Origin of the sequence: Methylophilus sp. Leaf408 (assembly GCF_916856905.1) — a bacterium.
Taxonomy (GTDB): Bacteria; Pseudomonadota; Gammaproteobacteria; order Burkholderiales; family Methylophilaceae; genus Methylophilus.
Genome location: NZ_CAKASK010000001.1, coordinates 1569562 through 1592422, shown reverse-complemented (window position 1 = coordinate 1592422; position 22861 = coordinate 1569562). Strand labels below are relative to the sequence as shown.

At 48.8% G+C, this 22861-nt stretch carries 18 protein-coding genes; 13 read left to right on the top strand and 5 right to left on the bottom strand.

Annotated features, from left to right (window positions below; all coding sequences use genetic code 11):
* Positions 1–70: 70 nt before the first annotated feature.
* Both purE and LPA26_RS07390 read left to right on the top strand, forming a co-directional pair.
* Complete coding sequence (purE, locus tag LPA26_RS07395) at positions 71–565, top strand: 5-(carboxyamino)imidazole ribonucleotide mutase (protein ID WP_229007863.1); 495 nt, start codon at positions 71–73, stop codon at positions 563–565.
* Positions 566–657: 92 nt separating this feature from the next.
* Positions 658–1851, top strand: a complete 1194-nt coding sequence (locus LPA26_RS07390) for a 5-(carboxyamino)imidazole ribonucleotide synthase (RefSeq protein WP_229007862.1) — start codon at positions 658–660, stop codon at positions 1849–1851.
* A gap of 437 nt (positions 1852–2288) precedes the next feature.
* Here the strand turns inward: LPA26_RS07390 and rpsT are convergent, their stop codons facing one another.
* Positions 2289–2690, bottom strand: coding sequence for a 30S ribosomal protein S20 (gene rpsT, locus LPA26_RS07385; RefSeq protein ID WP_082487973.1), 402 nt, complete (start codon positions 2688–2690; stop codon positions 2289–2291).
* Between the two features lie 241 nt (positions 2691–2931).
* Between rpsT and murJ the strand changes: the two genes are divergently transcribed.
* The 5 genes from murJ to LPA26_RS07360 all read left to right on the top strand — a co-directional run bounded on the left by murJ (position 2932) and on the right by LPA26_RS07360 (position 9140).
* On the top strand, positions 2932–4476 hold the full coding sequence (gene murJ / locus LPA26_RS07380; protein WP_229007861.1) for a murein biosynthesis integral membrane protein MurJ: 1545 nt from the start codon (positions 2932–2934) through the stop codon (positions 4474–4476).
* A complete protein-coding gene (locus tag LPA26_RS07375; protein ID WP_229007860.1) occupies positions 4476–5378 on the top strand; it encodes a bifunctional riboflavin kinase/FAD synthetase in 903 nt (300 codons plus the stop codon). The genes murJ and LPA26_RS07375 overlap by 1 nt, the downstream gene beginning before the upstream one ends.
* 63 nt (positions 5379–5441) lie before the next feature.
* Entirely contained in the window at positions 5442–8300 is a 2859-nt protein-coding gene (ileS, locus tag LPA26_RS07370; protein WP_229007859.1) for an isoleucine--tRNA ligase, read from the top strand.
* Between the two features lie 7 nt (positions 8301–8307).
* Positions 8308–8781: a signal peptidase II gene (gene lspA / locus LPA26_RS07365; RefSeq protein ID WP_229008343.1), complete on the top strand. Its 474-nt coding sequence runs from the start codon at positions 8308–8310 to the stop codon at positions 8779–8781.
* Positions 8782–8825: 44 nt separating this feature from the next.
* Positions 8826–9140, top strand: a complete 315-nt coding sequence (locus LPA26_RS07360; protein WP_229007858.1) for a DUF1905 domain-containing protein — start codon at positions 8826–8828, stop codon at positions 9138–9140.
* A 3-nt stretch (positions 9141–9143) separates the two neighbouring features.
* On the opposite strand, the gene LPA26_RS07355 is transcribed toward LPA26_RS07360, so the two are convergent.
* Both LPA26_RS07355 and LPA26_RS07350 read right to left on the bottom strand, forming a co-directional pair.
* Positions 9144–11450, bottom strand: a complete 2307-nt coding sequence (locus LPA26_RS07355) for a bifunctional diguanylate cyclase/phosphodiesterase (RefSeq protein ID WP_229007857.1) — start codon at positions 11448–11450, stop codon at positions 9144–9146.
* Between the two features lie 46 nt (positions 11451–11496).
* Positions 11497–12387: a DUF808 domain-containing protein gene (locus LPA26_RS07350; protein ID WP_229007856.1), complete on the bottom strand. Its 891-nt coding sequence runs from the start codon at positions 12385–12387 to the stop codon at positions 11497–11499.
* A gap of 98 nt (positions 12388–12485) precedes the next feature.
* On the opposite strand from LPA26_RS07350, the gene LPA26_RS07345 reads away from it, so the two are divergent.
* The 5 genes from LPA26_RS07345 to LPA26_RS07325 all read left to right on the top strand — a co-directional run bounded on the left by LPA26_RS07345 (position 12486) and on the right by LPA26_RS07325 (position 17229).
* A complete protein-coding gene (locus tag LPA26_RS07345) occupies positions 12486–12884 on the top strand; it encodes a DUF2946 family protein (RefSeq protein WP_229007855.1) in 399 nt (132 codons plus the stop codon).
* Between the two features lie 66 nt (positions 12885–12950).
* Positions 12951–13199, top strand: a complete 249-nt coding sequence (locus tag LPA26_RS07340; RefSeq protein ID WP_055826655.1) for a helix-turn-helix transcriptional regulator — start codon at positions 12951–12953, stop codon at positions 13197–13199.
* Positions 13200–13270: 71 nt separating this feature from the next.
* Complete coding sequence (locus tag LPA26_RS07335) at positions 13271–15337, top strand: TonB-dependent receptor (protein WP_229007854.1); 2067 nt, start codon at positions 13271–13273, stop codon at positions 15335–15337.
* 75 nt (positions 15338–15412) lie between these two features.
* Positions 15413–16759: a PepSY domain-containing protein gene (locus LPA26_RS07330; RefSeq protein ID WP_229007853.1), complete on the top strand. Its 1347-nt coding sequence runs from the start codon at positions 15413–15415 to the stop codon at positions 16757–16759.
* Positions 16756–17229, top strand: a complete 474-nt coding sequence (locus LPA26_RS07325; RefSeq protein WP_229007852.1) for a copper chaperone PCu(A)C — start codon at positions 16756–16758, stop codon at positions 17227–17229. The genes LPA26_RS07330 and LPA26_RS07325 overlap by 4 nt, the downstream gene beginning before the upstream one ends.
* A gap of 83 nt (positions 17230–17312) precedes the next feature.
* On the opposite strand, the gene LPA26_RS07320 is transcribed toward LPA26_RS07325, so the two are convergent.
* Both LPA26_RS07320 and LPA26_RS07315 read right to left on the bottom strand, forming a co-directional pair.
* Positions 17313–18593 (bottom strand): HD domain-containing phosphohydrolase, encoded by a 1281-nt coding sequence (locus tag LPA26_RS07320; protein WP_229007851.1) that lies wholly within the window; start codon positions 18591–18593, stop codon positions 17313–17315.
* Positions 18586–21531, bottom strand: coding sequence for an EAL domain-containing protein (locus LPA26_RS07315; RefSeq protein ID WP_229007850.1), 2946 nt, complete (start codon positions 21529–21531; stop codon positions 18586–18588). The genes LPA26_RS07320 and LPA26_RS07315 overlap by 8 nt, the downstream gene beginning before the upstream one ends.
* A gap of 138 nt (positions 21532–21669) precedes the next feature.
* Here LPA26_RS07315 and LPA26_RS07310 point away from each other — a divergent pair, with 138 nt between their 5' ends.
* Positions 21670–22860, top strand: coding sequence for a sialidase family protein (locus tag LPA26_RS07310; RefSeq protein WP_229007849.1), 1191 nt, complete (start codon positions 21670–21672; stop codon positions 22858–22860).
* The last annotated feature ends 1 nt before the right edge of the window (position 22861 follow it).

Here is a 22861-nt window from a genome sequence, read left to right as displayed (position 1 = left end):
TGCATGGTGATTTAAGTTTTATCAAAACACGTTTTGCACTGAATAAAGTTAACTAAAAAGGTTGTGTGATATGAGTAAACCTCTGGTAGCCATCATTATGGGATCTGACAGCGATTGGCCGGTGATGAGAAATGCCGCGCAAATGCTGGCAGATTTTGGCGTGGCTTATGAAGCCCGCGTGGTATCCGCACACCGGACGCCGGACCTGATGTTCGAGTTTGCCGAGTCAGCGGCGACAAAAGGTTTTCAAGTGATTATCGCAGGTGCTGGCGGGGCTGCGCATCTGCCTGGCATGGTGGCGGCGAAAACCACATTGCCGGTACTGGGTGTGCCGGTCCCATCCAAACATTTGCAAGGTCAGGATTCACTGCTATCTATCGTGCAAATGCCTAAAGGTATTCCGGTGGCTACATTCGCGATTGGCGATGCAGGCGCGGCGAATGCCGGTCTGTTTGCAGTCTCGGTATTGGCCAACCAGGATGCAGCTTTGGCACAAAAACTGGCAGAGTTTCGCCAGAAGCAGGCTGAAAAAGTGCATGCCATGGCCTTGCCTGAGCAGCCTTAATTTTTATTCAATAAACATACCCTGGCTTAGCGTTACACATCATTAGAATAACCGTACAAGGTAATTCTGTCAGGGCGTGATGGGGATTGTTGATGAGTTCGCGAGCAAATATTCAAAATCAAAGTTTACATCCTTCAAATGAATCCAGCGTGATTCAGCCAGCCGCCATGTTGGGCATGTTAGGCGGCGGCCAGCTTGGTCGTTTTTTTGTGATTGCAGCGCACGAAATGGGCTACAAAGTCACGGTGCTCGACCCGGACAAAAATAGCCCGGCAGGCATGATTGCTGATGTGCATTTATGTGCAGCTTATGATGACGCAGCAGCGCTGAAAACCATGGCTGAAACCTGCGCGGCGATTTCGACCGAATTTGAAAACGTGCCAGCTGAAACACTGGCTACGCTGGCAACATCGACCATCGTTCATCCAAGCGCCGACGCCGTAGCGATTGCCCAGCACAGAATTAAGGAAAAAACTTTTTTCAAAGAAGCTGGTTTGCCTATTGGTCCATTTGTCGCAGTCACTCGTGAAAGCGACCTGCCGGAAGATGGCGACATGTATCCAGCGGTACTTAAAGTGGCGCGTTTTGGCTACGATGGCAAAGGCCAGGCGAGGGTGGCTAACCAGGCTGAAGCCAAAGCAGCATTCCAGAATTTCAAGCAGGAAGTCTGTGTGCTGGAAAAAATGCTGGCGCTCGACCTTGAAGTGTCAGTAGTGTTGGCGCGTGATGTGCATGGCAATATTGCAGCTTTTCCAACCGCCGAAAACAGCCATTTGAATGGCATCCTGGATATCAGCATCGCCCCGGCGCGTTGTTCTGAGGTGATCAAGGCCAATGCACAGGAACTGGCAAAAAAACTGGCAGCCAGGCTCAATTATGTCGGCGTGCTAGGCGTGGAGTTTTTTGTTGTCGGTAACCAGTTGCTGATTAACGAAATTGCGCCGCGACCACATAATTCCGGCCATTACACGCTGGATGCCTGTATTACCAACCAGTTTGAACAGCAGGTGCGTGTCATTACTGGCCAGGCGTTAGGCAATCCAGGCTTGCACAGCAATGCCGTGATGGTGAATATCCTTGGCGATAGCTGGCTGTATAGTGGGAAACAGAAAGAGCCGGCCTGGGACAAAGCTTTTGCACACGGTAATCTCAAGATGCATTTATATGGCAAACATGAGCCGCGCAAAAGCCGAAAGATGGGCCATTTCACCGTGATTGGCAATGATGCGCAGGCAGTATTAAATACAGCCAAGGTGGCGCGCAGTGAATTGCATATAGGTGAGTAGTACTTAAGAGTTATTTATAAATCTCGGCTGAAAAGCCGAGATTTTTTTATTTGTATTTGTTCAAGCAGGGATGGAGTCTTTTAAAGTTGAAGCTCTTTAATTCTGAAGTTCTGACACGAGTCGATATACGCCAAAGAGGATATAGTTGATTGTACTGAATACGCGGGCTTGGGTTATGTCGGAGGAAGTTCAATAATTGCTATTGAACTTAATAGTGCCAGTGATGAGCGTTATACTTATATTCTTGAATATATAAAATCCACAGCTTTAGAATTTGAACGGCTTGATAACCTGGTTTTCTTGCCAAGAGGCTGGGCTGATCCTTCGATAGTAAGCATTCTTCAGCATATTCATATCAGCCTCAGGAGTTAACCAGCCTTAGGCAATAAAAAAGCCAGACATATGTCTGGCTTTTTAAGTAAGCACCCCTACTGAAATTATTCAGCAGCTTTTTTCGCGCGAGGCTTGGCGGCAGCTTTTTTGGCTGGCGCGGCTTCGGCTTTAGCAGCAGCTTTTTTCGGAGCTGCTTTAGGAGCAACTGCTTTTTTCACAGAAGTCAAAGTTGCAGGTGCGTCACCTGACAATGCTTTGATCGCAGCTGTCAAACGGCTTTTGTGACGAGCAGCTTTGTTTTTGTGAATAATTTTTTTGTCAGCGATACGGTCAATCACGCTCACGTTTTCCTGGTAAGACGCAACTGCAGCAGCTTTGTCACCAGTTTGAATTGCTTTAATTACTTTTTTGATCGCAGTACGTAAAGTTGAACGTAACGCAGCGTTGTGCGCGTTCACTTTTACGGATTGGCGCGCGCGTTTGCGTGCTTGTGCGGTATTTGCCATATTCGTTTATCCTGTAACTTTTCAAAAGGGGTGTAATACGAAACCGTGCATAATACTGTTTTTGCTCGGTTTTTGCAAGGCGAAAATCATATTTCTGCGGATTCGAAATAGTCGCGTGGTAAAATCGCCCGACTCAAGAACAATTGTTCTAAAAGATTGAAAATTGCAGGCGGAATAATAAAGCAAATACTGCCCGCACCTAGCATTTTTTACCAGACTGCCGGAAACCTGAATACCCCATATGAACTTGCTTAAAGCTTTGGCCACTGTCGGTGGCATGACGTTTATCTCGCGCCTGCTGGGGTTTGTCCGCGATACGCTGATTGCCCGTATTTTTGGCGCAGGCATGGCGACTGATGCTTTTTTTGTGGCATTTAAAATCCCCAATCTGTTACGCCGCATTTCCGGCGAGGGCGCTTTTAGCCAGGCATTCGTGCCTATTCTGTCCGAGTACCGCAAACAACGTACGCCGGAAGCGACCAAGGCTCTGATCAACCATGTCTCCAGTTTGCTGGGACTGTTTCTGGTCGGCATTACTATCGTTGGTATGCTGGCGGCACCTTTAATTGTGCGACTGACTTCGCCAGGGTTTGTCGGTGATCCGGCCAAGTTTGCGCTAACCACCGATTTATTGCGCATTACCTTTCCCTATATTCTGTTTATTTCGCTGGTATCTATGGCCGGTGGTGTGCTCAATGCACACAGCAAATTCCAGGTGCCTGCCTTTACGCCGGTGTGGCTTAACCTCAGTTTTATAACGGCGGCTTTATTTGTGGCCCCACATTTTAATAATTCAGTTTACGTGCTGGCCTGGGCAGTGTTTGTCGGCGGCATCATTCAGTTACTTTACCAATTACCTTCTTTGCAAAAAATCGGCATGTTGCCGCGCTATGCGCTGAATATCCAGGATGAAGGTGTGCGGCGTATTCTTAAGTTAATGGGGCCAGCCATTTTTGGCGTGTCTGTTGCGCAAATTTCGATTGTGCTGAATAACGTATTTGCTTCATTTATGCCAACCGGCAGTGTGTCGTGGCTCTATTACGCGGATCGGTTGATGGAGTTTCCTACCGGTGTGCTGGGCGTTGCACTGGGCACTATTTTATTACCCAGCTTATCCAAGGCGCATGTGGACAAGTCTTCGGCGGAATTTTCACAATTGCTGGATTGGGGCCTGCGCCTGACATTTATGCTCGCGATTCCGGCCGCCGTTGCCATGGCGGTGCTTTCCAAGCCGCTGGTCGCCAGCTTGTTCTATTACGGTAAATTTACTGCAGTTGACGTTGCTCAAACCGAGCGTGCCTTAATTGCCTATAGTTTGAGTTTGCTGGGATTGATTATGGTGAAAGTGTTAGCGCCTGGGTTTTATGCACGGCAAAATGTTAAAACGCCAGTGAAAATTGCTATTTTTACATTAGTAATGACACAGATCTTTAATGTCCTGTTTCTGTATTTCACACCATTGCGGCATGCCGGATTGGCATTGGCTGTAGGGCTGGGCGCCTGTTTAAACGCAACTTTACTCTGGGTGAATTTGCAAAAGTCGGGTGCTTTCGTGCCGAATAAAGGCTGGGTTTTGTTTCTTGCTAAATTATTACTGGCCGTGACGGTCATGGCCGTGGCTTTACATCTGGTAGCCACCGGGGCTGGCGACTGGCTGGCGATGCCAACCCTGGATAGATTGTTACATCTGGCGGGTGTGGTGGTGATGGGCATGTTGATTTACTTTGCCATGTTGGGATTACTGGGCTTCCGTCCCCGAGACTTTACGAAGAGGGTGGCTAAATAATGCAGATTTTCCGCCATATTCCGCTTGCTTCTACACCACAAGCTATTGCCATAGGCAATTTCGATGGCATTCATTTAGGCCATCAGGCCTTGCTGCGCCAGTTAATTGCCTATGCCCACACCTATAAAATAGTGCCGGCAGTGATGACGTTTGAACCTCATCCACGCGAATTTTTTGTGCCGCAAAATGCGCCTGCACGGCTGGCCTCCATGCGGGAAAAGCTGGAGTATTTTGCCGAGTTTGGTGTGCAGCGTGTCTATGTGCAACGCTTTAGCCATGGTTTTGCTGCCCAGACCCCGGCCACGTTCATGCAGACATTGCAGCAGCAGCTTAATGCCAATGTGGTCATGGTGGGTGAAGATTTCTGTTTTGGTGCCAAACGGGCAGGTACTGTACAAACCTTGATTGAACATGGGTTCAACGTTATTCCCTTGCCGGAAGTGCAATTTGACGGTGAACGGGTGTCCAGCACCCTGGTGCGTAACGCACTGGCAGCAGGCGATTTTGCAAAAGCACATACTTTGCTAGGGCGCACTTACAGCATCAGCGGCAAGGTGGTGCATGGAGCAAAATTAGGCAGGCAGCTTGGCTTCCCCACGGCCAACGTGCATATGCGCCACGAACGGCCTGCACTCACCGGGGTTTATGCGGTAAAATTGAACAATTTACCGGCAGTTGCCAATCTGGGCGTGCGACCCACCATTGAAGGTATCCCTAAACTCAAATTGGAAGTGCATGTGTTTGATTTTAATGGTGATTTATATGATCAGCATGTGCATGTGGAGTTTTTGCACAAATTGCGTGATGAGATGAAATTTGCCGGTTTGGACGCACTGACAGCACAGATTGCAGCCGACGTTGTGCATGCTAAACAATACTTCCAGTCCGGTGCCGTGAAATAGTTAAAAGAAATAGTGTGTCATGCCTTATGAAAATGCAGGGCATGCAATGTTGAGATTTTTTAAATGACTGACCAAAATAAAGATTCTAAATACAAACTGAATTTACCTGAGACCAGCTTCCCCATGCGTGGCGATTTAGCCAAGCGTGAACCGGCCTGGCTGGCTGGCTGGCAGCAGCGAAAAGTGTATGAGCGCATTCGCACCAAACGCCAGGGCGCTAAAAAATTCATTTTGCATGATGGTCCGCCGTATGCCAACGGTGACATTCACATTGGTCATGCAGTAAATAAAATCCTCAAAGATATCATTATCAAATCCAAAACCATGTCTGGTTATGACGCGCCTTATGTGCCGGGATGGGATTGCCACGGTCTGCCGATTGAGCTGGTGGTTGAAAAAGCCCACGGCAAAAATATAGCTCCGGCCAAATTCCGTGAATTATGCCGCGCCTATGCTGCCGAACAGGTAGAGAAACAGAAAAAAGACTTTATACGCCTGGGCGTGTTTGGTGATTGGGATCATCCCTACCTGACCATGGCCTTTGATACCGAAGCTGACATCATGCGTGCTTTGGGCGATATCTATAAAAACGGTTACCTGTATCAAGGTAGCAAGCCGGTGCACTGGTGTGTTGACTGCGGTTCAGCCTTGGCTGAAGCCGAAGTTGAGTACGAGGATGTGAACTCCCCAGCGATCGATGTCGGTTTTAAAGTCGCAGATAACGCGGCGCTGGGTAAAGCGTTTGGGGCTAATGTAACTGGTGATGCTTACGCGGTGATCTGGACCACGACGCCATGGACACTGCCTGCTAACCAGGCGGTGAGCGTGAATGCCGAGCTGGATTATGACCTGATTCAAACCAGCAAAGGCTTGTTGATCCTTGCACGCGAGCTGGCTGAAAAAACGCTGGCGCGGTATACCGAAGAAAACACTGCTGTGCTTGCCAGCGCCAAAGGCGAAGCCTTGCGTGGATTAATATTGCAACATCCGTTCGATAACCGTCAGGTGCCGGTGATTACCGGCGACCACGTCACGACTGAAGCCGGTACCGGCCTGGTGCATACGGCTGCAGCACACGGTAACGATGACTGGCTGGTAATGCGCGCCAATTTCCCGAATGAAAAACCGCGCGTGCTGATTGGTGGAGATGGCAAGTTTTTTACCAGCGAACTGGTTGAATTTGCCGAAATCCGTGGCTTAAGCCGTCAGGAAGCAAACAAGATTATTCTGGCAAAGCTACAAGAAAACGGTGTGCTGTTTGCCTCTGCACGCCTGAACCATAGCTTTCCGCATTGCTGGCGCCATAAAACGCCATTGATGCAATTAGCGACACATCAATGGTTTATCGGCATGAACTCTGTTGGTACAGATGGCAAACCTTTGCGTGAGCAAGCGAATACTGCAGTGGACGCTACCGAGTTTTTCCCTAGCTGGGGCCGTGCTCGTCTGGAAGCGATGATTAAGAATCGTCCGGATTGGTGCGTGTCGCGTCAGCGTAACTGGGGCGTGCCTATGCCTTTCTTTGTACATAAAGAAACCGGCGCACCGCACCCTGACACATTGAATTTGCTGGAGACTGTTTGCAAACAGGTTGAGCAACAAGGTGTGGAAGCCTGGTTTAGCCTGGATGGTAATGCTTTCCTCAATCAGTATGCGCCGCAAAATGCCGAGCAATACAAAAAAGTCACCGACACCCTGGATGTCTGGTTTGACTCCGGCGCTACGCATTACGCAGTTATCCGTTCTTCACAACATCCGTCATTGGCGGTTGAAGCACAAGCGCGAGCAGCAGCAGGCAAGCCAGTGGCAGATTTATACCTGGAAGGCTCTGACCAGCATAGAGGCTGGTTTCAGTCGAGTTTGTTGACCGGTTGTGCGATTGACGGCCATGCACCTTATAACGCCTTGCTTACACACGGTTTTGTGGTGGATGGTGCCGGTCATAAAATGAGCAAATCCAAAGGCAATGTGGTCGCACCGCAAAAAGTAATGGACACTTACGGCGCGGATATCCTGCGCTTATGGGTAGCTTCTACCGATTACTCCGGTGAGCTGACCATCAGTGATGAAATCCTGAAACGGGTAGCTGACGGTTATCGCCGTATCCGCAATACCTTGCGCTTCCTGCTTTCTAACCTGGCGGATTTTGATGCCAGTAAAGACTTGTTGCCAGTAGAGCAGTGGCTGGAAATCGATCGTTATGCCTTGCACCTGACACAGCAATTGCAGGCAGGTATCCTTGCGGATTACGATAAATACGAATTCCACCTGGCGGTACAGAAGTTCGTTGGTTTCTGCTCCGAGGATCTAGGTGGTTTCTACCTGGATATCCTGAAAGACCGTCTATATACCAGTGGCGAAACTTCGCATGCACGCCGTGCCGCGCAGAGTGCGCTGTATCACATCACTCACGCTTTGATGCGTTTGATGGCTCCTATCCTGAGCTTTACTGCGGATGAAATCTGGCAGACGTTGAGGCTGGATGAAGTAGCGACCGTGTTTGAAGAAGAGTGGTATAGCTTGCCTGCGCATGGCTTGAGCGAAACGCAATTACAATACTGGCAGATCATGATTGATTTGCGCAGCCAGGCTGCCAAGGAAATCGAGCTTTTGCGTGGTGAAGGCAAGGTTGGTTCGTCGCTGCAAGCAGAGCTTGAATTTCACGTGGCGGGTGAAGCATTTGAAGCGCTGAGCAGCCTGCAAGATGATTTACGCTTTGTTACAATCACTTCTGCGGCGACTACTTATAAAGTAGCTGATGCGGTGGCGCAGAAAATTCTGGTGAAGCCAAGCGTATATCAGAAATGCGACCGTTGCTGGCATTACCGTGCCGATGTAGGCAGCGATGCCGCGCACCCAAGCATTTGTGGCCGTTGCGTCAGCAACCTGTTTGGTAGTGGTGAAGCACGCAAGTATGCTTAATGTCTCTATGCGCAATATAAGGTCGGCAATGCCGTGGTTTGTGTTGAGCGCAATTGTGATTGTGCTCGACCTCTATACCAAGCACCTCATCCAGCAGGCATTCGTGTATGGTGAACATGTGCCAGTAACTGGTTTTTTTGATCTGGTTCGCTATCACAATACCGGCGCCGCCTTCAGCTTTCTCGCGAATGCCGGTGGCTGGCAGCATGGATTTTTCACCGCGGTGTCTACGCTGGCATCTGTAGTCATGGTCTATTTACTGGTCAAGTATCCACAGAAAACATTGTTCTGCTTCGCTATCGCACTGGTGTTAGGCGGTGCACTTGGTAATTTGTATGACCGCCTGACCTTGGGCTATGTGGTTGATTTCCTGCTGTTTTATTATGAACAATGGGCATGGCCAGCGTTTAATGTGGCTGATAGTGCCATTTGCGTGGGCGTAGCTATGTTGGTACTGGATAGTTTTAAGAATCCTGGCTAGTAGCCACATAGTTTGCAGTCACCAGCTGATGAAAGTGCGTGTGTATGGAAGGGTTGAACTACACTTTTACTGATGTCATCAAAGTCTGGCAGGGCAGTAAAAGCATTTGGCATTACATCAGTTTGCCTGAACAGATGTCTGACGAAATACACACTCTAAGCCAATATCATCAAACCAAGCGTAGAGGTTGGGGCGCAGTCAAAGTCGAAGTCACTGTGCAGGATCAACAATGGCAAACCTCCATTTTTCCGGTATTTGAAGGTGGCCGTTATGCGCTGTTTTTAAAAGCGGATGTTCGTAAAAAGCTGGGTGTGACTGTTGGCAGTGAAATCACCGTCACGTTGAAATTGACGTTTTAAGCATTAAGCCGGCTGTTGATCTGTCCTGTCAGATTTCAGGAGTGCCTGAATATCTTGAATGGGCATAGGCTTTCCAAGTAAAAAACCTTGAATACAATCGCAGCCGATCTTCCCTAAAAAGTCGAGTTGCGCCTGGGTTTCTATTCCTTCTACTACGACTGAAATCCCTAAAATGCCTGCCGTTTTAACGATGGTGCTGACAATTTCACTATCCGAACTGCTATCCGGTACATCAACCATAAAAGCACGGTCAATCTTGAGTTCGTCAATTGGCAGGTGTTTCAGTTTAAACAGCGAAGAATTACCCACGCCAAAATCGTCCAGTGACACACGCACGCCCATCGCTTTTAGCTGATTGAGCATTTCGAGTGCCTGTTCTTCATGCTCAAATACTGCGCTTTCGGTGATCTCCAGCGTGATACGTCCAGGGGCAATGGCATATTGTTTTAAGTGCTGTGCCACTCGGGAAGGCAAGTGATGGTCGCGAAATTGGCGCGGGGAGATATTGATGGATAGCCCTGGCGCTTGATCATGTGCATATGTAAGTAAAGATAAATGGCGGATGGCCTCAGCGATGACCCATTCACCAATCGGCAGGATCAGCCCGGACTGTTCGGCATATGGAATAAATTCGATCGGCGAGATAATCTCGCCTTTGCTGTTTTTCCAGCGGATAAGTGCTTCTATATTGGAGACTTGAGGTTGCTGTTGTTTATTTAGTTTGAATATCGGCTGGAAAACCAGAAAGAACTCCTGCTTTTTAATCGCTTTGCGCAATTGCACATCCAGCTTAAACCGGTTTTGTGCCTGCTTGGTTTGTTCTTTGCAATAAAACAGAAATGACTGTTCAGTAGAGCATTTGGCATGGGCCAACGCTGTATTCGCACTACGTGCCAGCTGGTCTGCATCCTCTGCATCGCGCGGGTAGACGCTGATACCAATGCAGGCATCAAGTATCAATTCATGATCTTCAATCATCACAGGTTTATGGACGATTTTACATAGATTATTGGCCAGCCTTAACAACTCGGCGTCTGATTTATGCTGGGTGATAATCAAGGCAAATTTATCGCCATGCACACGGCCTAACTCGCCACTTTCATTCGCGATGTATTGCAAACGTTGGGATATCTCGATCAAGAATAGATCGCCTGCGCGATGGCCAAAGCTGTCGTTAATGCTTTGAAAATGCCTTAAATCGATCATCATTAATGACACCATCCCGCTCTCGCTGGCGGCATTAATAATATTATGTTCAAGCAGGCTCAACATAGTGATGCGGTTAGGTAACTGTGTCAGCGCGTCCAGCCGCGACAGTTGCTGATATTCCAGTTCTTTTTCAGCCAGCTTTTTCTCGGCGCGTAACAGCCGCTCACTTTCATTTAACAATATGCTTTGCCTGAGCGCGGAAAAAATAAGGATAGAAACAACTGAGCCGATGGCAATGTGATAAGCATATGGGTGTGGGCCACTTTGCCACCAGATCTGTATCAATGTGCAAATGCTGAAGATAAAAGCGATCACCGGAATCCAGCCGCGTAGCCGCCTGCATTGACGATGATAGCTTGTTTTTTTGGCGATGCGTACCTGCCAGCCATAGAGGCCGCTGCCTATCAGTAAATCAGCCACTGAGAAGCCGTAATTAACATACAGGCTGGTTTGCGGGAGGTGATTTAGCGCATTCAAATTCCATTGCATCCAGCATATTCCTAACAGTGCAAGCCCTGCGCTAAGCAATAGCCAGGGCAGCATACATACCGGTCTCAGGTAGGGAATTAACAGCAACGAAACCATGGATGCACTGAGCATGCTCGCGGGGTAGGCGGTGAGTACGGCAAGTTGAAACAGGCTGATTCCTGCGGATTTTGGTAAGTAGGAAATCAGCACATAGCCCAGGATGGCGATGCTAAATGCCGTTGCATCTACAGTAAATGCCCAGGCTTTTGAGTGGGAGAGCTGAGTGCGTAACGCGATGATGAAGCCGACGATAATACAGGGGCCCATCAACGGGTAAAAGATATCGGACTGGGCAGGGAATTGCGATTGCTGCGAGAGGACTTCAAAGATCCACATTAAGCCACCCGTAAAGTAGAACAGGGTGCCAATCACAAACCAGCCTTTGCAGGGGCGATGGGTAGTATTCGCGCGCAGATATCCCAGCATGGCCAATATCAGGCAGGCTGCATTGGTGGTGAACCAGTGAATATTATCCAGCCACAGTGACATTTCTGGGGTGGCATGAATGGTTGCTAGCAGGCAGATAATGGTTATGGATAAAGCAACACCAATAACTTTACGAGAAAGTGTCATGCAGCCCCCCTTGTTAAGTCAATTCTAACAAGGGCTTAGAAAAAAACTAGTCTTTATTGATAAATAACTTCACGCTACTAATCAGCACAAAACATAATGCGCCAGTGAGTATGCCAACGCCTGCATTGACGAGTAAAGACCACGGTAGCGCAAGTTCAGTCAAACCGTGTAATTGAGGGATACCATGCGCAATAATGCCACCACCCACCAGGAACATGGCGGCGGTTCCCAGCACACTCAGCAAACGCATCAGGTAAGGCACTATGCGCACCATGCCCCAGCCAAGTTTACGTATCGATTGCGAAGTAACATTTTGTCCCTGGCGCTGCATTAACCACAAGCCGATATCATCCATTTTGACGATAAACGCCACCAGGCCGTAAACACCAATTGTCATCAGGACGGCAATGATCGAAAGCACCACAATGCGCTGGGTCAATGCGGCTTCAGCCACCACCCCCAAAGAGATTACGATAATCTCGGCCGACAAAATAAAGTCAGTGCGCACCGCACCTTTAATTTTTTCTTTTTCCAGCGCAACCAGATCAGTGTCAGGGTTTTGCACGGATGCATGCACTTTTTCGTGTGTGTCGCCTTTTTTTTCATGCAATTTATGCCAGATTTTTTCAAAGCCTTCGTAACATAAAAATGCACCACCCAGCATCAGTAACGGAGTAATCAGCCACGGAATAAAAGCGCTGATCAACAGGGCCGCAGGTACCAGTACCAGTTTATTCAGGAAAGACCCGCGCGCTACCGCCCACACCACCGGCAATTCACGTTTTGCCGCTATACCGGTTACCTGTTGTGCATTCAATGCCAAGTCATCGCCTAATACGCCAGCCGTTTTTTTGGCGGCTACTTGGCTCATGACGGAAACGTCATCCAGCATGGTGGTGATGTCGTCTAGTAAGGCAAGCAGGCTTGGGGTGGCCATGAAAATATCCTGAAACAATGAAAGAGTTGTTTATTCTAAAGGATTGCCGTTAGAATGACGCCATGGTGACGGTCAAATTTCAAAAATGGATGGCGCGCATGGCATTGATGGCAATCATGCTGGCTTCGCTTATCCCGACTTTAAGCCTGGCTTTCCCCATGCAAAACGGTGGCACGTTTATGCAACAAATCTGTTCTACCCAGGGCAGTAAACTGTTGGTGCAGGTGATTACCACGCAAGGCAAGCAATTATCCACGCTGATAGACTTTAAGCCTTCGCAAAAGCCAGTGTCACTGAGCCACCATCTTAATCATTGCCCGTTTTGCCATATGGCGTTGGATGAAATAACTTTGCCTGCGCCTAGCCCAGCTTACATTCTGTTTCAGCAAGCTCAGGCTGAGATCGCCCTTAGCGAATATCAGCCACCTGTTGTTTCCAGTTTTTACCCTACTGCGCATCCCTCACGCGCACCGCCACTGACTCCACACTCAATCTAAGCCCGTCCACATGGTGGCCGGATTCTGAGTAATGCCTGCTTCGCAGGCATAAATGGAGTCATCTCAATGATCGTTATCAACCTACAGGCAATGATTTTTGCCAAACAGGTGGAGTGGAAACGCCACATCACCCTTAAAGAAATCGCCGAATCCACGGCTATCAGCCGCATGACCTTGCATCGCATGGTCAAAAATCCTGCTTACAACGCTTGTACCGAGCACCTCGACAAGCTGTGTGCCTATTTCACTTGCGATATTTCGGCATTGATCAGCTGGCAGCCCGACTCGGCCGCCAGGCAAGTATTTGCTGCCTGAATAACTCACTCTGCTGATTAATAGTTAGTCAGCAGAGTGAATGCCTATTAAAAATAAAGAAAGAATTCGCAATGAAATATACCAACATCGGGCTGGCGATTTTGTCAGCTTTACCTTATCTCGCACATGCTGAGCATGAGGGAACACAACATCTGGATACCGTGCATGTGGTTTCAGAAAAACAGAAAACATCACTGACGCAGCCGGACATTGAGGCGGCCAAAAAAGAGCTGGCGAAAACAGCAGGGGGTACCACCTTAGTGGATATGGTGACCGTACGTGAAGGGCGCACCAGTAATATGCAGGATACGCTGGGTATGGCGACCGGCGTGCTCGCACAGTCACGTTTTGGCGCTGAAGAAACACGGTTATCGATTCGCGGCTCCGGCCTGCAGCGCACATTTCACGGGCGTGGTTTGAAATTAATGCAAGATGGCATCGCCATTAACCTGGCTGACGGCGGCTTTGACTTTCCTGCCATCGACCCGATGTCGACAGATTATATTGAAGTCTATCGTGGCGCAAATGCCCTGCAATATGGTTCAAGCAATCTGGGCGGCAGCATCAATTTTATTTCCCGCACCGGCTACACGGCGTCTCCGCTGGAAATACGAACTGAAGGCGGTAGTTATGGCTATGCCCGCCTTGGCATCAGCACCGGCGGTGTCAAAGATGACATAGATTATTTCGTCACTGCCAGTAAATACCACACCGATAGCTTCCGTGATAATGCGCAGCAAAGTGCTGATCGCCTGACCGGTAATGTGGGCATCAAAATAAATGAGCAGGTTGAAACCCGCTTTTACTTTGGTTACGTCAACAACGATTCGCAGCTTTCCAGTAGCCTGACCAAATCGCAATTGAAAGATGACCCCAGGCAGGCAACTGTGACTCCTGGGCAAGGGATTAATCAACGGGATATTAACGTGAGCAGGCTGGCGAATAAAACAACCATCCTGTTTGACCAGAGCAAACTGGAACTAGGCGCTTTTTACTCGCATAAAAGCTTATATCACCCGATAGGCAATTTTGGCGATACTACCGGCGTGATTGACCAGTCATCCAACGATGTGGGCCTGACGGCAAGATGGTCGCACATGGGAGAGTTGTTCGGACTTAAAAATGAGTTTATTGCCGGACTTTCTCCGACTCGAGGACGTACCGATGCAAAAAACTTCGTGAATGTGAATGCCAAGCGTGGTGCGTTACTGAATAATTTTGACCAGAAAGCTTCCAACTTTGAAGCCTATCTCGAAGACAGGTTAAGCCTGGACGAACAATGGACAGTGATTACCGGTGTGCAATATGCCAAATCCAAACGCGATTCACAGGATCAGCTGATCACCGCCAGCGGTAACCAGAGCGTGGATAAAACTTATAGCCAGACCAGCCCGAAACTGGGTGTGCTATATCAATTGCAACCGCAAGTACAACTATTTGCCAATGCATCGCGCAGTTTTGAGCCGCCAAGTTTTGGTGAGTTAAATAGCCTGGTCGTCAGCAGCTTAAATGCACAGAAAGGCACTACGTTTGAAATTGGCTCACGTGGTAATAGTGAGTTTATTGATTGGGATATCGCGCTTTATCAAGCGCGCTTGCAAGATGAGCTGCTTCAGGTGGGGGCCGTAGGTTCACCTTTCGCTAACCAGACCATCAATGCCGGGAAAACCATCCATCGTGGCCTGGAGTTTGGACTGACGGGGAAACTTCCTTACAGCCTGCAATGGCGTTCCAGTCTGTTAATCAATGATTTCAAACTCGATGATGATCCTACATTTGGTAATAATCGCCTGCCCGGGATTCAACGGTCTTTGTTGCGGGCCGAGCTGTTGTACCGGGGCAGCGACTTTCTCGAAAACTTCTATATCGGCCCAACCATCGAGTGGTCACCACAACGCTACAATGTTGACTTTGCTGAGACGCTATATGCAGATAGCTATTTCCTTTGGGGAGTCAAAGCCGGACAGAAAATCAATCAGCATTGGTCATGGTTTGTGGAGGGACGTAACCTAGCTGACCAGAAATATGCTGCGACGACTGGTGTCATCGCCGATGCAAGACGCGCCTTTACAAGTCCAGCCCAATTTTTTCCTGGCGATGGCCGCACCGCTTACCTTGGTGTGACCTGGACTTACTAATAAATAGCCCGGGTAAATAATGCCTGGCTTGATAAATAACAATCGGTGCTACAGATGCAATCAGTCAATACAAAGATGATCCCCCCAGCAAAAGCAGGTTCCGCACTCTATGCACGTGTGTGGCGCTGGCATTTTTTTGCCGGATTATTATGTTTACCAATCTTGCTTAACCTCGCGATCACCGGAAGTTTATATCTTTTTAAAAATGAGATTAATGATTGGATTTATCACAATGAGCGCTTCGTTGCGCCTTCCTCGCAAACGGCTATCTCACTGCAGCGACTGACGCGACAGGTGTTACTCGAGTATCCCGGCGAAGTGAAACTGGTGCAAACGCCAGCAACCATTGATCGCAGTATGGGCATACTCATCAAACAGCCACATGGTGAAACCGTGCAGGTGCTGGTGAATCCTTTTACCGGTCAAATCCTGGGTGCACATGCCGAGAGCCAGCAATGGGAGCTGATCGTCAAAAAGCTGCACTCTCTGACCTTAGTCGGTACTTGGGCAAACTGGCTGGTGGAGGTTGTGGCGGGCTGGACGATGGTGCTGGTCATCACCGGCCTGTATCTTTGGTGGCCGCGTAGTAAAAGTACGAACATTATGCGTGTGCGTGAAACGCCTGACAAGCGGGTATGGTGGCGCGATGTGCATGCGCTCACTGGCGTGATAGGCGGTGGCATTATTCTGTTCCTTGCATTGACGGGGATGCCATGGTCTGCGTTCTGGGGGCAACAGCTGGGGAAAATCAGCACTGCCTATGGCTGGGGTTTCCCTACCTATCTCTGGGCTGCGGTTCCGCAATCCAATATACCACTTGAGTCACAAGGCGATGTGCCGTGGACGCTGAAGAAAACCACTTTGCCGACTTCAATTGATGACCAATCGAATGGCGCTATTGTATCTATCGGATTGGATGCCGCGCTGCATGTGTTTGAGTCCGCCAGCTTGAAACCGGGATATTCTATTCGCCTCCCCATGGGGCCTGACGGCGTATATACCGCCTTGCAGTTTCCCGCCGATGCAATGCAGGAGAGGGTGATTCATATTGACCAGTACTCAGGAAAGACACTCATCGATACCGGTTATGCAGAATATGGCCCTGTCGCCAAAGTGACTGAATGGGGAACCTCTGTGCACCAAGGCAAGCAATATGGCTTGATCAGCCAGTTGATCATGCTGGCGGGTTGTATTGCCTTGTTGCTGCTAACCATTTCCTCGGTAACGATGTGGTGGAAGCGTCGCCCGGCCGGCAAGCGCGTGGCAGCCCCACCCAAGCGGCAAGATGGAAAAATAACGCGTAATGTCGCCATCATTACCGTGGCGCTGGGTGTTATATTTCCGTTGCTTGGTGTTTCCATGCTATGTGCACTCATTTTCGACACCCTCTGGCAGTTTGTGATTACAAAGGAGCAGCAATGAAGTCTTATGTAAAAAAAATAGTGGTCGTTATCAGCATGGCCTGTTTCACCATCGCAGCCCATGCAGAACTGAAGGTAGCGAATGCATGGGTAAAACCGACTGTGACGGGGCAGCCAGTGGGCGCTGCCTATATGCAATTAACCTCTGATAAAAATGTTGAGATTGTAGCGTTATCCTCACCAGTTGCAGGTAAAACTGAGCTGCATTCAATGTCGATGACGGGCAATATCATGAGGATGAAAAGAGTCGACCGTTTACAGCTCAAAGCCGGAAAGCTGGTGGAATTAAAGCCAGGCGGGTTTCATATTATGCTGATGGAATTGAAACACCAAATCAAAGAAGGTGAAACAGTGCCTATCAGTTTAGTGACGCAGGATGAAGGCGGAAACAAGGCAACCGTATCAATCAAAGCCACTGCAACTGCGCCTCCAGAATCTGACTCAGATTCTCATATGCATATGCATCATTGATTGCTGTAACCAAGAGGCTGACTTGGTCAGAGGACAGCCTGATTAATGCCTCTTGTATTTACAGGAGGCATTTTCAACGTTAACTAAGCGCTGATGACTTTATCCAGGAAGTAGCTGGTACGTTGTTTCTGGCCCATCATTTTTTGCAGGATAGTAGGTAACTGCTCAGGTTTAAGGCATTGGATAATATTTAGATCCAACACTTCACGCAAGTCGATAATTTCACCATCTTCGTCATTGTCATCCGTGATCATTTGAATAAACGGACGCAAAGGTTGTTGTGGATTGGTCGATAATACGGTCGCCAGTTTCTGGTCAGAAAGTCTGATCACGCTGCCTGGAGGATAAATGCCAAGGCACTTGATAAAGCGGCGCAGAATAGTCTGGTCAAACTGGTGGCGCTGCTGGGCAAACATCACGCTTAAGGCTTCATATGGGGTTTTGGCCAACGCCGGGTTTGAAGGGTTGCACAGATTATCGTACATATTTGTAATAATCAGGATATGCGATAACGGATCAATATCATCGCAATGCAGGCCTTTCGGGTAACCACTGCCATCGGCAAACTCATGATGCTGGCCTATGATGGAGAGTATTTTCCTGGGCACTGAAACCTCTTTCAGCATATTCAGGCCCAGCATTACGTGGGTTTGGTAAATGGCGGTTTCGCGCACACTTAGCGGGTCTTTTTTCAATAAAATCTTGTCGCTGATCTGCCTTTTGCCAATGTCGTGCAAAATGGCGGCCATGCCTAGAATAACGGCGTCATCATCCGAAATATCCAGGTTTTTTGCCAACAGCATTGAAAGCACCAGGATATTCAGCTCATGCTGGTAATGCTGGTCACCAATACGATGGCCATTCATGGCATGGATGGCCACGTCACCCTCAGTCAGTGTGCTGGTTACCAGGTCTTGCACCACGCTGGATGCCAGGCCAAAAGCTTTGTCTGGATGCTCAACAGACATTTTCTGTATGTTCCACACATCGGAGCTGGCCTTAAGGAATTTTTGCTCGCTTTCTGTAATCGCGTGCTTGAGTGCCAATTGTTTTTTTTGTGCAGTGCTTAATTCAGGGCTGTCGTCTATCACTTCCAGTCTTGGTAAAAACGCTTTCTTCAAAGGAAATTCAACCACATTGTTGTGGCTGCCAGACCTTAAAGGTGTGCTGGAACTGCGTCTCGGGTCGTAACGCAATTGCGTAAGCCCCAAAGATTTAATGGTTTCAATCTGGGATTCTTCAGTGACTTTGAAGTTGCTGATGGAGAATGGGTGATCCATCCATCCCAAATCCAGATGGATGTAGAGTCCGATCTGGAGTTGTTCTATGTCGATGTAAAAAGTATCGGAGGCGTGATTAGGCATGGCGTTTTATTTTTCTTTGATTATTTAACACTAATAACTGCAAAAAGTCGTCCGAATTGACCGGGTAGGCATACAAATAGCCTTGCGCCGTCTGGCAACCCAAACGCTGTAAAAATTTTTCCTGTTCTTCTGTTTCTACTCCTTCAGCAACGACAGTGAATCCCAACTGGGTCGCCATCGCATAAATAGCACTGGTAATAGCCGCATCATCTTTGTCATCTGGCAAATCTTTGACAAAGCTGCGGTCGATTTTAATCTGGTCTAATGGCAAACGTTTTAAGTGCGACAGCGATGAATAGCCGGTGCCAAAATCATCAATCGCAATGCTGATACCCAGTTTCTTTAACTGGTTGAAGGTATCCACCACATGCTGCGTATGTTGCATCAGCGTGCTTTCGGTGATTTCAAGCTCTATGATGGCCGGGTCACAATCACTTTCCATCAGGATGCCGTATACAGTATCGGCAAACTTGCTCTTCATGATTTGCACGGCTGACACATTGATCGCAATTTTTTTGAATTCGGGATGCAGTTTGTGCCACGCATGCGCCTGGCGCACAGATTCACGCAATGCCCATTCACCTATGCTTAAGATCAAGCCGGTTTCTTCCGCCAGCGGAATAAATTTCATGGGTGGAATCAGGCCCTGGGTCGGGTGCTGCCAGCGTATTAACGCTTCTGCCCCGATAATCATGCCGGTAGTCAGGTCAATTTGTGCCTGGTAGAACATTTTGAGCTGTTTTCTGGATAGCGCCTGGCGCAACTCTGTTTCCAGCTGGAAATGCTCCACCGCATTACGGCTCAACGCAGCGTCGTAGAATGCCACGTGGTTTTTACCATTGTTTTTGACCTGGTACATCGCGAGGTCAGCGGCCTTGATCAGGCCTTCAACATCCTTGGCATCATGAGGATACATGGAAATACCAATACTGGCGCCGATAAATATTTCATGATGATCAATCATGAACTGGCGTTTCAGCGTATCCAGGATATCCTGTGCTTTTTGCGCAGCATCTGCCTTGTTGTGCAGGTTTTCCAGCAACACAATAAATTCATCACCACCAAGGCGTCCGACAATGTCAGACTCTCGCAATGAGGCCTGGATACGCTCGGTCACGCCCAGCAGCAGCTGGTCGCCTGTGTAATGACCCAGGCTGTCGTTAATATTCTTGAACCTGTCCAGGTCAATAAACAATACCGCTGCCTGCTGCTCATTGCGGTTAGCCCGCTGAATGGCATGTGTAAACAGATGGTTAATCAATCTGCGGTTAGGCAGGCCTGTTAACGGGTCGTGGTTGACCAGCGAATTGAGTTGCACTTGTGAGCGCTTCATTTCGGTGATGTCCGCAAACACACCCACATAATTGGTAATCACGTTGGCATGGTTGCGCACTGCGGTAATCGTCATCCATTCGGTATAGCTTTCACCACTCTTACGTACGGTCTCAATCTCGCCTGACCATTTGCCATGACGCTTGAGTGCACCAAACAGGCCACGCGGGCGTTGGCGGAAGATTTGCGGTTTGGTCCCCAGTACTTCAGCTTCATCAAAGCCAGTGATCAGGGTGTAGCCTTCATTAATCCCTACCAGTTCCCCGGCGGGATTCACAATCATGATGCCCTCGGTGGTACTGTCGAAGGCAATCTTGGCCAGTTTCAGACTTTTGCCGGTTTGCTCGCGGTCTATAGCCACGCTCAAGGTACGACCAATCGCCATCAAAGAGCCTAATTCTTGCGAGCTGGTGCTCTCGGCATCGAAACAACGCTCAATCACCATTGATCCCCACCACTCATGATCTATCATCAGCGGCACAATCACCAGGTTGACGGTATCATGCGATTTGAGCAGGAAACGCTCATCTTCCGGCAAGGTATGCGCATCGCACATGACCGGCTGCCCTTTGGAGAGCAACTCATGCCAGCGCTTCAGTTCAGGGGAGTGGAATGAAATTTTCTCCCAATGCTCGGAAGTCGAGTGGAAGCCGTTGGTCGCCCAGTGGAATAAAGCTTTGGAACGTGTTTCGGTTTTTTTGCGTGCAGTCGTTGTTGTGTGATGTTGCAGCAAAATCGCACGGCTAAAGCGGAAAGACAAGCAGCATTGCTGCAGTACATTTTCGGCAACGGTTTGCCAGCGTTCTGCTGAATGCAGCATCCAGTCGCAAGAAATTAACGTATCCAGCACCGCGCTTCGATTGACTAATTGGCCTTCAATAAACTTTTGTTCGCTGACATCACGCGCCACGCTAATCAGGTGGCTGGGCTGTTCATCCTGGTCGTAATAAGCGGTTTTATTCACTTCCAGCGTTTTGTAACCACCTTGCGGCAAATGCACCAGTTCTTCATTGTGGTAAGGCTGGCGCGTTTGCCATACAGTCTGGTCAGACTTCTCGTGGTGTTCAAAACTGTTCCGGAATACAGGATGCAAGTTATCCGCAATTTGCAGATTATTACGGAATTCGTAATCGTTATTGTCGATCTGAAAGGTGTTCAACATACGCTGATTGGCCATCATCCAGCGATTGTCATGGTCTTTGATGCAGATCAGGTCAGGGCTCATTTCAATCAATGAATGCACAATGGACTGCATATGCACTAATTGCTGGGCTAATGTATTTTCTTGTTCTTCCAGCATCAAGCCAATTGCACGCCGGCCATTCTGGGCATAAAACAGGCGGCATTTAAACTCGCGGTTTAAACCATTCAAGCGGGTTTGCACTATAAGTTCGGTTTTATTCTCGCGTATGGCTCTTATCAATGCCTGTTGCATCTCTTTGGGCAAGCTGCCTATGCTTTCTCCCAGCAACGTTTTTGCCATCTCGTTGGCTGCCGAGCACTGTGCCCGGCGGTTGATTGCCAGCATGGGCATATCCGGCATGGCGGCCGCCAAAGGCTGTAGCCACGCTGTGCTATGATGATCAAAGGTTGCTTGCATAGTCATAAATTAATTGCTGTTCGACATGTCGTCGTTATTCATCCAGTTATTTGGGTTAACGGCTTTTGACCCCCCTAACTTTAGCAGCTTTGTTATTTGTAAAGAATTATTTTTTTTAATATATTTTAGTAAGGAAATCTAGCGGTGAAATGGCTGGTGAACGGATTGATGGTGGTCCTGGGTTTTGGTTTTTTTAGCCAGGTGAATGCGCATGACAGCCATGCCGATCATTCTGCATCCGGACTGGCGATCAGCCTGACAACAGACAGTGATGGCAGAGTGTGGCAGGCACGTACAAGCAAGGGTCAAGTATGGGTTTCTTCCAGTGAGGACGCCGGGCAACATTTCAGTCCGGAAGTGGCAGTAAACACTAAGCCAATGAAAGTGTCCGCCGGTGCCGAGGCGAGGCCTAAGATTGCGATTGCCAGTAATGGCAATATCTACCTCAGTTGGACTGAGTCACTTAGAAAAGCCTATGCAGGCTATGTCTGGTTTGCTCGCTCCACCGATGGTGGTAAGCACTTTGATGACCCATATATTGTGCATCAGGACAGGGCAGAGATCACGCATGCGTTTGATGCCTTGCAGGTAGCTGCTGACGGCACCATTACCGTTGCATGGGTTGATATGCGAGACCTGGTGGCGGCAAAGGCTGCCGGAAAAACCTATCACGGCGCCGGGATTTATTACGCTATATCCACCGACCAGGGCAAAAGCTTTATGCTGGAGCAAAAGCTCGCGGATAGTAGTTGCGAATGTTGCCGGATTGCCATGACCAGTAAACCTGATAGCACAGTGGCTGTACTGTGGCGGCATGTGTTCGAAGGAAGCGAGCGCGACCATGCCATGGCGGAAATAAATAAGGCAGACGCTGGCAAGCCGGCTATCGTGCGTGCCAGTTATGGCCGCTGGAAGATTGATGGATGCCCGCATCACGGTGCCGCCCTGGCAGTGGGTGAAGGTTTTGGTTACCACCTGGCGTATTTTGATGGTGCCGGTAACAAGCCGGGATTGCGCCTGGTGCGTATGGATGGGCAAGCGTGGGTGATGACACCGCCGAGACCCATTGGAGACCCAAAAAAGAACGCCGGGCATCCGGCACTGCTGAGCGTGGGAGACAAAGTCTGGCTGGCATGGCAGGAACGCAACAATGAAGGTATGGATATCATGACGATGACTTCACTGGATGGCGGTAAAACATGGGGTTTGCCGACCTTGGCTATTCACAGTGCTGGCAAACTTGATTATCCGCAATGGCTGAATGTTCGCGGCCAGTCAATGCTGGCGGTGAACAGTGCTGAAAAAGGGCTGATTGTAATGCCATATCCGCAATAGA

Bases quoted from the DNA above. Each gene is read 5' to 3' on its own strand.
- purE (WP_229007863.1), top strand. From the start codon at position 71: ATGAGTAAACCTCTGGTAGCCATCATTATGGGATCTGACAGCGATTGG.
- LPA26_RS07390 (WP_229007862.1), top strand. From the start codon at position 658: ATGAGTTCGCGAGCAAATATTCAAAATCAAAGTTTACATCCTTCAAAT.
- rpsT (WP_082487973.1), bottom strand. From the start codon at position 2,690: ATGGCAAATACCGCACAAGCACGCAAACGCGCGCGCCAATCCGTAAAA.
- murJ (WP_229007861.1), top strand. From the start codon at position 2,932: ATGAACTTGCTTAAAGCTTTGGCCACTGTCGGTGGCATGACGTTTATC.
- LPA26_RS07375 (WP_229007860.1), top strand. From the start codon at position 4,476: ATGCAGATTTTCCGCCATATTCCGCTTGCTTCTACACCACAAGCTATT.
- ileS (WP_229007859.1), top strand. From the start codon at position 5,442: ATGACTGACCAAAATAAAGATTCTAAATACAAACTGAATTTACCTGAG.
- lspA (WP_229008343.1), top strand. From the start codon at position 8,308: ATGCGCAATATAAGGTCGGCAATGCCGTGGTTTGTGTTGAGCGCAATT.
- LPA26_RS07360 (WP_229007858.1), top strand. From the start codon at position 8,826: ATGGAAGGGTTGAACTACACTTTTACTGATGTCATCAAAGTCTGGCAG.
- LPA26_RS07355 (WP_229007857.1), bottom strand. From the start codon at position 11,450: ATGACACTTTCTCGTAAAGTTATTGGTGTTGCTTTATCCATAACCATT.
- LPA26_RS07350 (WP_229007856.1), bottom strand. From the start codon at position 12,387: ATGGCCACCCCAAGCCTGCTTGCCTTACTAGACGACATCACCACCATG.
- LPA26_RS07345 (WP_229007855.1), top strand. From the start codon at position 12,486: ATGGCATTGATGGCAATCATGCTGGCTTCGCTTATCCCGACTTTAAGC.
- LPA26_RS07340 (WP_055826655.1), top strand. From the start codon at position 12,951: ATGATCGTTATCAACCTACAGGCAATGATTTTTGCCAAACAGGTGGAG.
- LPA26_RS07335 (WP_229007854.1), top strand. From the start codon at position 13,271: ATGAAATATACCAACATCGGGCTGGCGATTTTGTCAGCTTTACCTTAT.
- LPA26_RS07330 (WP_229007853.1), top strand. From the start codon at position 15,413: ATGATCCCCCCAGCAAAAGCAGGTTCCGCACTCTATGCACGTGTGTGG.
- LPA26_RS07325 (WP_229007852.1), top strand. From the start codon at position 16,756: ATGAAGTCTTATGTAAAAAAAATAGTGGTCGTTATCAGCATGGCCTGT.
- LPA26_RS07320 (WP_229007851.1), bottom strand. From the start codon at position 18,593: ATGCCTAATCACGCCTCCGATACTTTTTACATCGACATAGAACAACTC.
- LPA26_RS07315 (WP_229007850.1), bottom strand. From the start codon at position 21,531: ATGACTATGCAAGCAACCTTTGATCATCATAGCACAGCGTGGCTACAG.